This window comes from Mastigocoleus testarum BC008 (assembly GCF_001456025.1).
GTDB lineage: Bacteria > Cyanobacteriota > Cyanobacteriia > Cyanobacteriales > Nostocaceae > Mastigocoleus > Mastigocoleus testarum.
In genome coordinates this window covers 14738-28770 of the sequence record NZ_LMTZ01000036.1, presented here as the reverse complement: position 1 = coordinate 28770, position 14033 = coordinate 14738, and the positions used below count along the sequence as shown (strand labels likewise).

8 protein-coding genes and 1 pseudogene are annotated in these 14033 nt (G+C 37.6%); 3 read left to right on the top strand and 6 right to left on the bottom strand.

Annotated features, from left to right (window positions below; all coding sequences use genetic code 11):
- Nucleotides 1-86: 86 nt before the first annotated feature.
- The 3 genes and pseudogenes from BC008_RS07645 to BC008_RS07635 all read right to left on the bottom strand — a co-directional run.
- Nucleotides 87-689 (bottom strand): annotated as a pseudogene (locus tag BC008_RS07645) (RAMP superfamily CRISPR-associated protein); the annotation flags it as partial.
- A gap of 249 nt (nucleotides 690-938) precedes the next feature.
- The gene (locus BC008_RS07640) at nucleotides 939-1961 is read right to left on the bottom strand and encodes a type III-B CRISPR module-associated Cmr3 family protein (protein ID WP_027846635.1); all 1023 of its coding nucleotides are present in this window, start codon (nucleotides 1959-1961) and stop codon (nucleotides 939-941) included.
- Nucleotides 1928-3508, bottom strand: coding sequence for a Cas10/Cmr2 second palm domain-containing protein (locus BC008_RS07635; RefSeq protein ID WP_027846634.1), 1581 nt, complete (start codon nucleotides 3506-3508; stop codon nucleotides 1928-1930). Before BC008_RS07635 ends, BC008_RS07640 begins: the two co-directional genes overlap by 34 nt.
- A 1106-nt stretch (nucleotides 3509-4614) precedes the next feature.
- Between BC008_RS07635 and BC008_RS07630 the strand changes: the two genes are divergently transcribed.
- Together BC008_RS07630 and BC008_RS07625 are read left to right on the top strand one after the other, a co-directional pair.
- A complete protein-coding gene (locus BC008_RS07630; RefSeq protein WP_027846807.1) occupies nucleotides 4615-6861 on the top strand; it encodes a WYL domain-containing protein in 2247 nt (748 codons plus the stop codon).
- A gap of 261 nt (nucleotides 6862-7122) precedes the next feature.
- Complete coding sequence (locus BC008_RS07625; RefSeq protein WP_058183393.1) at nucleotides 7123-7566, top strand: hypothetical protein; 444 nt, start codon at nucleotides 7123-7125, stop codon at nucleotides 7564-7566.
- 556 nt (nucleotides 7567-8122) lie between these two features.
- Here the strand turns inward: BC008_RS07625 and glgB are convergent.
- From glgB to BC008_RS07610, 3 genes are all read right to left on the bottom strand, one after another.
- The gene (gene glgB, locus BC008_RS07620) at nucleotides 8123-10420 is read right to left on the bottom strand and encodes a 1,4-alpha-glucan branching enzyme (protein WP_201026091.1); all 2298 of its coding nucleotides are present in this window, start codon (nucleotides 10418-10420) and stop codon (nucleotides 8123-8125) included.
- Nucleotides 10421-10955: 535 nt separating this feature from the next.
- On the bottom strand, nucleotides 10956-11291 hold the full coding sequence (locus tag BC008_RS07615; protein WP_407657031.1) for a hypothetical protein: 336 nt from the start codon (nucleotides 11289-11291) through the stop codon (nucleotides 10956-10958).
- A 795-nt stretch (nucleotides 11292-12086) separates the two neighbouring features.
- Complete coding sequence (locus BC008_RS07610) at nucleotides 12087-12278, bottom strand: hypothetical protein (RefSeq protein WP_036267535.1); 192 nt, start codon at nucleotides 12276-12278, stop codon at nucleotides 12087-12089.
- Between the two features lie 884 nt (nucleotides 12279-13162).
- On the opposite strand from BC008_RS07610, the gene BC008_RS07605 reads away from it, so the two are divergent.
- The gene (locus tag BC008_RS07605; RefSeq protein ID WP_058183392.1) at nucleotides 13163-13852 is read left to right on the top strand and encodes a hypothetical protein; all 690 of its coding nucleotides are present in this window, start codon (nucleotides 13163-13165) and stop codon (nucleotides 13850-13852) included.
- The last annotated feature ends 181 nt before the right edge of the window (nucleotides 13853-14033 follow it).

The following is a 14033-nucleotide window of genomic DNA, read 5'->3' as shown; positions in this document are numbered from 1 at the left end:
TCATAAATCGGAAATTAGAGATTTGAAAAAAGATTTAGAAATTATTGTTCCAAAGGCAGCTTGAGCATTTCATTCACGGGTATTGATTTTAAACGGACACGGCTTTGACGATATAATGCCATGTCGTGAATCATAGAAATATCTTCATCTTTGACGACTACAGCGGGTAGTTCCTGACCATCGGGAAACCAAGCAGATAAATTCTCCATTTTATTGACAGTTAAGAATCCCAGGTTGAAAAAAAGAGTTTTCTTATTTTGAGACTGGCGCGGTTTTAGAATTGAAGAACCAGTGTAGGGGTCGGGAATCGTCAACTTTTTCTGAGTAATCCGGTTATATCGTTTGAGAAGACGCTCGCAAGTTACCCATACAATAGGTTGACCTGGAGAAAATACTGGTAACCAAACAATGGAAGCATGTTCGATTTTCACAATTGATTCGTTATTCACTTCCGAGTGTGCTGAACCCGCAGCATCTCCATACCAATAATTTGCTTCTGCTTCTCCCAGTTCTGGATTTTGGCGCATCTCTGCACGCAATCGACCGCGTAGGGAACTACCGGGGATAATTCCCGTAAGAGTGAATTGATCGCGGAATATCAGGTTTAAATTTCCACTTTCTTCGCCAGCTGTTGCACCCACATGGAGAGGTGCTAAGGTTTCGATGGTACCATAGGCTTTTTTGTACATTAAGCAACTCCTTTACGCTACGCGCAAGTAAAAAGTAAAAAGTAAAAAATCAAAAAAAGTAAAAAGCTTAATATATATGGCTTTGAGGGTTAATATATGTTCTAATACCAATTCAATAAATTATTGCAACAGATTACCCCGTAGAGACGTACCAGAGGCTAACGCCGACGCCGCAGGCTCTGGTACGTCTCTACAAAAATTTATTTGTCTCATTATTTTTCCAAATTGGTATAACGTAGCTTCGTAGTGCTATATTCCTTTAATATCTATTGGTAAGCAAAAACCGCATCCTAATTTTTTTAGATTGATACCTTCACTAGGAAACCAATCATCATCCCAGTTCCACCAAGATTTACCAATAGGTTGGTCGAGAACATAAACACTACCCGCAGGTACAGCATATCTTCCCGTACCCAAACGTCCCTTAGCCCGATAACGGTAAGCTACGGGTTTATCGGTTAGCATTTGCACTGTTTGGTTTTGATTCAGGAAGAAATCTTTTTGCGGATACCGATATGAATAGCGAGTAGAACCCCAAATTCCCGGTGCTACTAATGCAAATGTCCGTTGAATTTCTTGATTTAATAGTTGTAAAACCTTCTTACGAGTAATTTCTTCACAATTAATTTCTACAATGTGATTTTCACCACCAAAACGATACCAACCATGTTCTAGGGGATATGTTGAGAGATAAATCAAACAAATATCTTCTGGAATTTGCACGGAGTTTTCCAGAAATAAACCATCTGCTTGTTTAACACAACGCTGGTTTTTCTCTAAACTAGGATGTAGAAGAGAAGAAAACTTCCAAGGATGTTCGGATACAACTTTATTAGCTTGTAACTTTTTTGCAGAATCTCCCCAAGCGGAAATTTTTTGCCATTGGTAATCAGGTTCTAGTTTTTCATCTGATTTTTCATGTTCACGACCCCATTTTCCATCTTTAAATTTCCATTCATCAATACCTTTACGGGAAATAATTTTACTCCAAGGGATAGGTACATAAAAGTCTTGTTTATCATCTACTTCCGCCCAGAACGGTCCAGCAACGTACAAGTTTTCCCTTAATTCTGCTTGTAACTTTTCTCGCACTTCTCGTGCAGAAGATTGATGCTGACTCTTCGTAGTACTAAAAATTAAACCTGAAAGGGTAGCTGCTTCCGGAGGAAACTTTCTCCCAGAACGTCCGACTAGATTTTCTGGCGATAAAAATGCACCAGAACTACCATACATATAACCTAAAGGGCTGATGGAGATGATGTATTTGAACATAAATGCCAACCTATATTAATCATGTCATTAATCCACGCAATTATTGCTGTTGGGCGTTCGTAACCACTTGCATCATCACTAAATCCAACTATATATTTTGCAGTCGAGTCATTAAATAATTGATCGACATATTCATGGGGAAAGTAAATCTTTAAAAAATTAATTGCAAATTTATAATCAAAAGTTTGGGCATCTATTCTAAAAGCATGTCGAGATTTTAATTGTGCCAAATCTTGATAAACATGACTCCAGTTTGATTTCCCTTCGCGATCGCGATACCGATTTAAGATATCTAGATTGTCCCAAGGACAAGTCCATTGAACATATTGTCCACTATTAAACAAAATCCTGATAGTTATGCGATCGCGCCCTAAAGACTTAGCATGTTTTTCTGCTTCTCGACAATGTTGTAGAATATCTCTTTGGGGAACGCTGTGACCAGCCCAAATAAATCCCACACTCAAAGTAATATCTTTGTGTTTATTTTTCTTCCATTCTTCAGGTAAACTTTTCAACCAATCAAAAGCCCTTTGGGGTTGAATTTCATCTTCATTTTGTTTGCTGTAAATAACTCCTAAAAAATCATCTCCACCTGCATAAATAACCCTACCTAAATCTTGGGGAAAGGCTCGATAAAAGTTTTTCCCCCACTCCCGCATATCTTGACTAAACTTTTTAACTGAAACTTCTTCATTTTCTTGTTTTGCAAGTTTTTTGAGATATTTACCGACTTCATCACCATCACCCATAAACCAACCGGTCCAACGTCCTTTATCTTTTTCGGTTATCTTCTCCGGACGGCGATAAATATCACTAAAACTACTCTCGAGTACTGACATCTCTAAGATTTTCGCAATTTCTGGTAGGGTTACCAGTCGTTTAACTAACTCAGGTATACTTAGTCGTTCATTTGCTGCAATATATTTACCCTTCGGTTCCTTATCGGAATGTGGTTCATCTAGTATAAAAGCAAGTTTTTGGTAAAATTCCTTAATCCTCATCCCTTCATTTCGCCAGTTCAGTTTATCAGGGTGTCTATCTTCTGCACCCAAACCAGGAAACGCAATCCCATCCGTTCCTGTAAGACTAGAACTTTCACCGATCCAATTTACTGCAATCCAACCGCGAGAAAGCTTACAGTTGTCCAAGTCTTCCATTGCTGCTGTGATACTATCCCCCTTTCCCACAAAAATTTCCCAGCTATAGTTCCCCCATTTTCCCCAATCTTTTTTCCAGTGGTATTCGTATTCAGGTAATTTTTTTTCAATCCAATTTCGACATTCCTCTAGGACTTGTTTCCATGCTGACAGCATGGTTTTTTCTACCTGTTCCTGAGTAAATTCCCCTTTTAAAAGGATACGATTCGGCATTCCTCTTTGAACTTTGATTCGTGCTGGTGATATGACATCTTCAGAATTAGCAAGTTTTACTATCTGCTGACTCAGATAAGATAGAATCTGTGAGGCTCCATATAGGTCTCTAAGTTTACGCGACTTCTCGATAAACCCCTGTACGGGAGCAAAGGTAATTGCTGTGTAAATTGTCATAATTGCTGTACATAAAATTTTTATGGATTTGCATATAAGACATATAAAATATATAAAATACAAGTATTAACACGTATTTTTTTGTAGTAGTTTTCCATAGTGTTCGAGCTAAATTCCGGACAAAATAAATATATAGATCGCGAAAAATAAGAAATAAAAGCCAAGAAAAAGTGACTTATAGGGTAAAAATAAGCTTTTTTAAGTAAATTCAATTACAGGTATCAATTATTTAGAGTAAATATAGCAATCATATTTCATTTGTGAATAGATAAATCCTGTAGAGACGTACCATGGTACGTCTCTACAATATTAATTGTCACAAATGATTTAGGGTTACTATATGAGTAGTTATTAACATCATTATTTATATTGCCTTAAAAATATTAAAAGTAAAGCCTATGTCGTGCGAATGACGAAATTTTACAAAAGTATTATTCTTTTCCAGGGCTTATAAAACTTCTAAATCTATGAGAATGAATACTTGAAATCAAGTAGGTAAAAGCATTTTAAGCATCAAGAACGCGTTTTGAGTTTTTCGGTATGTTGTTTGTGTTCTTGATAAAAACTTAAAAAAGGACGTTGCTTAATTATGGGATGATTTAGCCCCCCTAACCCCCCAATTCTGGGGGGAACAAATCTCTCAAAATCGCCATAATTCGGGAATTTAGGGGGCTACACTGGCGAGTATAAATTTTAGAAATTCAACCTATAGAGATAAGTGTATGGAAAAATACTCTTTAACAAGATCGCTTCAGCAAATTGCACACAATTATGATGAATGCAATAAAAAATTTATTAAATGTAACTATATGTCATATCATGTCCGCTTAATTACTTATGAAAAAATATGTTTGTAGTAGCGCTTTAGCGCCAATATATCTACTATGGCGCTAAAGCGCTACTACGAACCTTATCACAAGTGTTTTACCGGACACGATATCAATACGGTTCAGTTAAGCATTTTTGTAGGTTGGGTTAAGCGACAGCGAACCTAAAAAAACTTGATTATTGTTGGGTTATGTCCTACGGACACGCTTTACTAACCTCTGTCAACCCAACCTACTTCAATCTTGAGATTTAGCCTTAAGTGAACTGTATTGAACTATATGTCACAAGAGAGTTTCAAAGAATCACACCAAAAAACTAAAAAACCTATAATCCATTTTCTTGTTGGTTTACCTGCTAGTGGTAAATCAACTTTTGCACAATTAATCGCTCAAGCTGAAAATTGCGAAATTATTTCTACAGATGATATTCGGGCTGAACTATACGGTAATGCTACGATACAAGGCGATTGGCATTCAATCGAAACTGAAGCAATTAATGGTATCGTTAATAAACTTACCAACAGTAAGAACGTAATTTACGACGCAACAAACTTTAAACGGTCTTTTCGCATAGATTTTTTACAGAAAGTTACGAAGAAAGTTAAAAGTAAAAAGGTAAAAGTTAAAAATAACAAAATAGAACTCGAAAGAACAGGCGATCGAGACTTAACTGCAAATTTCGACTTCTACTGCATAGCATGGTATCTCAATACCCCATTGGAAACCTGTATAGCTTGGAATCAAAAACGCGTTCGTCAGGTTCCAGAAGCTGTTATTAAAAATATGTATGCGGTTTTAAAAGACTTTCCACCGGTTACTGGAGAAGGATTTGCAAAGGTGAGAACTATTGATGTTACATCTAATAAAATGTCACCTGAGTTTGTCATAAAACAAATCAATCAACAGGTGGAAGTTCTCGAACGCAGTATTATTAACTCCCAAAATCGCAACGCTAATATTACACCTCATCAATATAGCAAGCTTGCTGATTTTGACCGATTAATGCACCTAATTTCCCTAATTATTAAATACCCTGGTATCGGTAATCTACATCATACTAATCCACAACTTTTAGAAAATATTTTGGGTCATCAACCAAAATTTAACAATAATGTTCAAGAAATAACCGCAATCGTAGCGAAAAAACATGGTGCTGTCTGCGGTTGCGAACAAGCAATAGCCCATGATTTAGAATATCTTACAGAGGTAGGGATTATTTCCGGTGGTGATAAATCAAATATAGAATTATTAAATATAAAAATATCAAACACAGAATCAGATACGCCAATATCAAGGGAAGAAAAAAAACCTCAACCTTTATCTTTACAAACAAAGGTATTTTTTCATTCTTATTCAGATCAAGAAGTTTTTCAACGCCTAATTAGTACAATAAAAGTAATTGTTAATCAGCCATTTTTGCAAGACTTTGGTAAAGGTAGCATGAAAACCTTAGCCCAAGCCTTAGAACAAGCGGGAGGGATATATAATGCAGAAAGTGGACTCCCCATGTTGCGAAAAGATATTGAAAACATTCTCAAACCTTACCAAATTATCCCTAGCTTTCCCATGCGACATGGTTACTTTGCAGGTACGGGAATCTTTTCCCAACAAGAATTAATCAAACTATTTGATATACTCCAATCTCAAGCAAAAAGTTTAGATGACCCTTTAGTACTCGACTTTTACAATACCTTCAAGGAACGAATGCTACAGACCAAGTTGATTGATTCCAAGGAAAACATTTATCCCATTCGTTCCATTGCGAATCACTCAATTGTTGATGAGAAACACTTACACGAAACCTCACTTCTAAAAAAACTACCATACCTGGAAAGTGCAATTGTTAAAGGAGAATTACTCGAACTAAACACCTTTAGCGGTAGTCCCAAGTACGAAAGTGATGCAAATAGCTTCATAACTGTTTATCCTTTACAGATAGTTTTTCATAATCTTGCTTGGTACTTGGGGTATGAATGTGTTGGTAAAGATGCACAATCGGGTTTACTAAAATTGCAGCGTTTAGATAGACTATTCCTTGGTAATTTCCAAAATCAACATCGTTCCCGTCAAGAGCAAACTAAAGCGTTAGAAAAACTTCAAAAACTTTTACAAGCAAGTGCGGGAATATATCTAGGGAATAGTGTTGAAGACCAATATCGATTCCTGAGTCGAAATAAAAATAAGCGAATGGAAGTATGTGTAACGGTAGAACTGTGGTTCGACGATAAGATATTTCACTTTATCACTGAAGGTACGAAAAGATTTGCACAAATCAAAATGTCTCGACCTCGATCTGTGGGTAAAGTAAATTTACCAAAATCAATTTTTTGTTTGGAAGCACCTACGGAAGATAAACAATTCCCGAATAGATTTCAGACGGTTTTACCAAAGTGGTCTTTAAATGACTTTGATTTGTTGAGATGGATTTTAGGTTTTGGTGGAAGTGTTAAAGTTATACAGCCATCTGAATTAGTGGAGAAGGTTAAAAAGGTCGCTACGGGAATCCTTGGAGCAGTTGAAGAGTAAGAAATAATATTAGTTAGTTGTGATTTTTTATCTCCCCAGCGAGTGGGGAGACTGATGAATTTCTTCAACTTCCGCCAGTTCAATGACGTTTCCATTAGTTCACCTCCCCAACGAGCGGGGAGACGACACACTGGATTTTAAATTGTCTGTATTCAGATAAGTTTCCATTAGTTCGTCTCCCCAACGAGTGGGGAAACCTTAGAGAACTTCTTGAACAAAAATAAGGAAATATATGTTTCCATTAGTGCGCTTCCCTAACGAGTGAGGAAACCTGAAACAGCCCATACTGTTGACAACAAAAACTACAAGTTTCCATTAGTTCATCTCCCTAACGAGTGGGGAGACTTTACGAGTAATGGCTGCAACTGGGGACGGAAAGGGCATGTTTCCATTAGTTCGCTTCCCCAACGAGTGGGGAAACTATTTTATTTTTCTCGAAAGCTCTCTTATGTTTATGTTTCCATTAGTTCGCTTCCCCAACGAGTGGGGAAACTGCACTTGCAAGACGCGCTCGTCAAATGGTGCGATGTTTCCATTAGTTCGCTTCCCCAACGAGTGGGGAAACCTAGTCATCAAAACCCATTTACAGAGCCATTTCCACAACCAATTTTGACGGGGGAATCTAAAAACCCCATTACGGCGATCGAGAAAACAATCAACCCCATCGCACAAAACTCTAAAAGTATTGATTTATCAAGGTTCTGACGTTTTGACGGGACCCCAGGGTTTTCGCCCTCGCTTTCCCCCGTCAAATTCAACTTCCACAAAATTCAAATTTTTTGATTTCTGAAAAAATTATTTAGAAAATTATTTTATATTTGTTATTTGACTTAGGTCAAGCTTTTACTTCTGGACTTACGCAACGAATATTTGTCATTGCGACCGAAACGCAGTGTAGGGTTAGCAGAGCGTCTCCGTTTAGGAGATAGCAATCTCAGAGTTCTTGCGTTAGCGCAGCGTGTCCGCAGGACATATACGTCGCTATCGCTTGTTCTAACGAACACGCTGCGCTAACGTAATGACGGAATTACGTTAATTTTGCGTAAGTCCTATACTTAATACCAATTCGATAAATTATTGCAACAGATTCTCCGGTAGAGACGTTGCATGCAACGTCTCTACAAAATCTATCTGTCCCATTATTTTTCTAATTTGGTATAACCTGAGTTCGGGACAAGAAACTAGACAATTAACTTGATTACCAGGTTCAACCTGGTAACCAAAAATTATTACTTGTCTCCTAAAGGTTTCAAAACTAAAGCTACTCTTCCTCCACGACCTCAGCAGTCTTATTTCGATCCAACTTCAAAATCAATACGCTCAGAGGTGGTAAACATAAATCTAAAGAATCAGGACGATTGTGAACCGACCAATTATCAGTCCACTTACCACCCAGATTACCCATATTGCTACCGCCATATTTACGAGCATCGCTGTTGAATAACTCGGTGTAAAATCCTGGTTCGGGAACGCCGATGCGATAGTGGGAATGGGGCTGAGGAGTAAAGTTACAAATAGCAATTACAAAATCACTGCTTCCCTTATCGCGACGGATAAATGAAACTACACTGTGACGGTTGTCGCTACAATCAATCCACTCAAAACCTTCTTGAGCAAAATCTTGAGTATATAAAGCAGGTTCAGAACGATAGAGCTGATTAAGATCTTGGAAGAAACCTTTCAGTTGTGCGTGGGGTTCAAAATCTAATAAATTCCATTCCAAGTCACTCCAAACATTCCATTCACTCCACTGTCCAAATTCCATGCTCATAAACATGGTTTTCTTTCCAGGATGAGCAAACATATAAGCGAATAAACAACGCTGATTAGCAAATTTCTGCCATCGGTCTCCTGGCATTTTACCAATTATATTGCTCTTACCATGAACCACTTCATCATGGGAAAGCGCCAACATAAAGTTTTCGCTGTGGTTGTACCACATGCTGAAAGTAACATTGTTTTGGTGGAATTGACGGAACCAAGGATCCATGCTGAAGTAGTCCAGCATATCGTGCATCCAGCCCATATTCCATTTTAAGTTGAAACCCAATCCACCAGTATAAGTCGGCCATGATACCATGGGCCAAGATGTAGATTCTTCTGCAATAGAAAGGACTCCGGGGAAATAACTAAATAGTAAGTGATTTACCTGACGGAGGAAGTCGGCAGCTTCAATATTTTCTCTACCACCGTACTGATTGGGAAGCCATTCACCATCTTTACGGGCGTAATCCAGGTAAAGCATAGATGCAACCGCATCTACCCGAATCCCATCAATGTGATATTTATCAAACCAGAATAAAGCATTCGCAACTAAGAAATTACGTACCTCATGGCGTGAATAATTAAATACTAAGGTTCCCCATTCCTTATGTTCGCCCTGACGGGGATCTGCATGTTCATAAAGGTGACTTCCATCAAAAAATGCTAAGCCATGTCCATCTTTAGGAAAGTGACCCGGAACCCAATCGACAATTACCCCAATATCATTTTGATGGCATTGGTCGATAAAATACATAAAATCTTCAGGGTTTCCATACCGGGAAGTACAAGCATAGTAACCACTAACTTGATAACCCCAAGAACCATCAAAGGGATGTTCTGCGATCGGTAATAGTTCAATATGGGTGTATCCCAAATCCTTGACATAGGGGATCAGTTTTTCAGCTAATTCCCGGTATGTTAAGAAACGAGCACCGGTATTGAGTTCCGATACAATAACGACCTCTTCAAGTTCCCCGTTCGCTAATTTAGCTGGTTCGTCAGCAGCAGCGTGTAACCAAGAACCCAAATGTACTTCATACACAGAAATAGGTTCTTGGAGGGGATCGCTATTGCGTCGCTTTTCCATCCATTCTTGGTCATTCCAAGTATGTGCATCTAAATTTGCGACGATAGATGCTGTTTTGGGTCGTGGTTCCTGCTGAAAACCAAAAGGATCGGATTTTTCGTAAATGTGACCCTCATAGTTTTTGATTTCGTATTTGTAACCTTCTCCAACTCCAATTTCAGGGATAAATAGCTCCCAAACACCAGTCATACCCCTACGCATTTGGTGTTTCCGTCCGTCCCATTCGTTAAAGTCTCCAAGAATGGAAACATTACGAGCGTTAGGAGCCCAAACAGCAAAATAAACTCCTGCAACACCATTTATTTCAGTGGGGTGTGCTCCTAATTTTTCGTAGATCCGATGGTGATTACCTTCAGAAAATAGGTGTAAATCAAATTCCGTAAGCTTGGGAGAACGAAAAGCGTAAGGATCGTAAATAACTCGCTCGTGTTCTCCTTCTTTAACTCTTAATAGGTAATTTTTTGGTTCTTTTTCTGTTATGGTGCATTCAAAAAAATGTGAGTGATGCACCGTTTTCATTTCGTATTCCTCCCTTTCTTCGGGAAGTAATACCCATACCTTATCGGCTTTAGGTAAGTAGGCTCGCACTACCCAAAATTTTTCGCCGTTTTCTTCTACTAGGTGGGAACCAAGAACTTCAAAAGGGTCTTGATGCTGGTTCCAAACAATGCTATTGACCTGTTCTGGGGCGATGGTGGTAATTGACATGAAGCTATCCGGGTTGAATAAATTGAGTAACTAAATCGGCGATTAACTAAATTGGCTGTTATTTAGATTTTTTTATAATCTATATATTCTTTACATTTATTTGCAAATTTTTTCTTCACCAAAGATAACGGATATCAATTCCATTCTTAGCGATCGACAACCTGATATTAAGGGTTTGGGAAGGCTTATTGTTTGATAAAACTAAATCTTGGTTTAGATTGTTAGTTTTAGGTTCTCGATCTAAACTTAGGTTCAGATCCCAATCTAGGATTTTACGCTAAATTTGATTTGATGACCTCAGGCCTCGGTTAAGCTAGTTAACCAGCTTTATTTAGACAAAGAGTTCAATATTTCGAATTTGCAATTTTATTTGTGCAAATAGAATCTGATATTTGGTTTTATATTTCAACTCTATTTACAAGCCCCTTCCCTCATCATAATTCTGAATGAATATAACACTGAAGTAAATTTTCAACTACAAAAAGTATTTAGCTTTTCTTAGAGAGCAACTAAACACCTAACTAAAAATATCTAACTAAATATCTATAAAAGGGAAAAATTGTTTAATTAAGCTACGTAAACGCAATAAAAAAACTGTTTCTCGGACCCGAGGACTTAACTTTGGAGGAAAAGTACGTTCCTGTATTTTTGCTTTAAGTTGCGCATATTCACCAGCTGTCAAGATTTTACCATCTATTGGGGATCGCGCTTCGGTAATAATTTCCGTACGTAAAATTTCTTCTGGTATATCTTCTGGGGGTGGTAGTGCAATCGTCTTTGCTCCCCATTGAAAATTTAACACTGTACTAGTTAATACAGTGAAAATAAAGATGGTCACACCCAAGATAATTAATTTTACTATTGCCCTCACCCTTCTTAGCTTCCTTTGTACTCTGACTAATACCTAAGTGTAGCCTCTGATTTTGTAATACCACCAGAGGTAATGGGCAAAGTTACTGAGAATAGGAGTGTGGGAAATGCCGGAAATGTGGGAAGTGTGGGAAATGTGGGAAGTTGCCATTTATCGCTACATAATGAACTTGGGTATGAGTACTGTTTGTCCTACGGCCATGCTACAGTAACGTCATAGATGCGTCCAAACCGGTACGCTGCGCTAGCTACGTGCTTGCGCTAATGACTTGTGCGTAGCGCTACGTATGTGAAAGCCAAACAAAAACCTGGTAATCAAAATTAGGTTTTACCAGGTGGACTCGAATAGTTCAAAGTGAAAAGGGCTACTCAACTGCAATCGCCAGGAAACAAAGTAATTAAAATTACATTACTCTCAACGATAGAGCTAATTAGATAGCTGAAAATTTAAAATTACTACGCTTCTACACAGTCAGTACTACTGAACTGCAACACAATTAAAACTATGAGATTACTGTGCAGTTAAAATTACTAGATTGCTCTGCAATTGGATTTATTGATTGCTTCGCAATTGGATTTATTGATTGCTTTGCAATTCAAGTTTTTGATTGCTTCGCAATTCAAATTTCCGATTGCTTCGCAATTCAAGTCTCCGATTGCTTCGCAATACCTCATGACGCTTAACATTCGAGTGTTTATTGATTTTAGTAAACCGAAAATAACAGTTACCTAAGTATGGTGAGGAGCGCAAACACTAGTTTGTTGCGTGAGAGTAATTCAAACTGCAACTTCAGACTTATTCCTTCTCTTCTTTCTTTTCTTCTCCTGCTTTAGCATCAGGAGCCTCACCATCAGTGGGCTCTGCTGCAGGGCTAGCAGTAGTTTCAGGGGTAGAACCGCCTTCTGTACTTTCTCCACCTTGTTCGCAGGCTCCTAGAGTGGTAGCCAAACCAAGTAAAAGAGCAAAACCAAGGATCTTAAATTTCATAACTCCTCTTTACACCAATTTTGACAATAAAGGTTCTTAGCCTGTTGAATACAATACCTTATTTACTGATTATTTGGACATTATTTTCAGTTTAAATACCAAAGAGTAATACTTTTGGGTTAGTTGCTCGTTGAATATTTTTAGCTGGGGACTTTTAAACTTATATTTCTAAGCTGTACAAAACATCTGTACTCATAAAAGAGGTCAGGATTCAGCATGCAGGATTAAGAGTTAGATAATCCTCTACACCTGGCTTTTAGCTGTTTTGCTCTAGCTTTCTGAGTTGCAATCAACGACATCTCCAAGCGCAGTCATCTAACCTGAGGCTGCTGAAAAACGCTTATTTGTTTTCAATTGAGTTTAGGTTTCGAGAATAATTAGGCTTTATTACTCCGAATACCTATATTCGTTACCTGTATTCGTTACCTGCATTTGTTGTCTGTACTTACTGTCTTTTAATTAGTGCTTTTACTAATCTCAGTTATGAGAATAATATTTTTACCTTGCTATTTGCTGCCTGAATCGGCCATATTTGACTAAAATTAACAATCCTGAATCAACTTAGTATCCATTGAATAACTGAACCATTGACAATCCCGATTGTTGTTTTGTAACAAATCTTAGATTATTACCTTGATGCTGAATATTTCATCTTGTAATTTTGTTAATACCTATCTATGCAAGCATCAATGTTTTTGATGATTTACATAGTGCAAAAGTATTAGTGCTTTGGCAAATAATACTGACCTTCGCAAAGGTAAAAAATTCATCTAAAGTGTAGTATTCGCTAACTAGGAAAAATTATGTCTTTAGTTCAGTAAATTAGATAGTTTCCGAACAGAATTTGGCTTGGGTTCAATTACCGTTACTAGGAAAAGTATCAAGTGAATCAAAATCAACGTCAACATCAAATTCACGATCGCAATCGAAATAATCCTTATCCACAGAATTCCCGTTCTGCGAGACGTCAAAAAATAAATAGCCAATCCGGAAACAGAGAATTTGGGAGCAGTGGTGTGAAAAATTATGAACTCCCTTTAGAAGCATCTTTAAGAAGACATCGACAAACACCGAAGAATTTTTCTTATATTCCTGATCGCAAAAGAAAAATTTTAGAACCACCGCGTAGTAAATTTACTCGCGGTAATCGTTTAGAGTTTAGGGAAGTATCTAAAAGTAATGCGATTCCTGTTGTTCCCAATTCAGAATCACTACCTTTATGGTTGGTTCGTTGGCAAAATGTTCAGCGTTATTCTTCGATCGCAGCTTTTTTACTGGTAATGGCAAGTTTAACAGTTTATGGTTGGACGGTATATGCTCAACAACTTTGGAGTCAAAATTCTCGCAAATTGCAGGAATTACAACGTCAAGAACGACAAATAACCACAGCAAACGAAACTATTAAAAATAAAATGGCAAAAGAAGCAGAAAAACCAACAGCTGGTTTAGTTGCTCCCACACCCAGTCGAGCGATTTTTATTCCACCAACATCAAGTGTCAGAAAATCGATTCCTGGGGAAATTACGCCAAACTTTGAAATTCAACAACCAGATAACACACCTATAGGGTATTAAAAATCAAAATTCAAAATTCAAAATTCAAAAGTCAAAATATATCCTGCTAAGGACACACTTTGATAACCAAAGTCAAAATAAACCATACAAGAGGGCGATCCGAAATTGACTACTCAATACCTTTAAGGATCGATCTCTTAACTTAAGTATATAGCACTACATCATTATTTCGGTTCGGTTT

Coding starts and splice junctions, on each gene's coding strand:
- BC008_RS07640 (WP_027846635.1), bottom strand. CDS start 1,961: ATGTTCAAATACATCATCTCCATCAGCCCTTTAGGTTATATGTATGGT.
- BC008_RS07635 (WP_027846634.1), bottom strand. CDS start 3,508: ATGACAATTTACACAGCAATTACCTTTGCTCCCGTACAGGGGTTTATC.
- BC008_RS07630 (WP_027846807.1), top strand. CDS start 4,615: ATGTCACAAGAGAGTTTCAAAGAATCACACCAAAAAACTAAAAAACCT.
- glgB (WP_201026091.1), bottom strand. CDS start 10,420: ATGTCAATTACCACCATCGCCCCAGAACAGGTCAATAGCATTGTTTGG.
- BC008_RS07610 (WP_036267535.1), bottom strand. CDS start 12,278: ATGAAATTTAAGATCCTTGGTTTTGCTCTTTTACTTGGTTTGGCTACC.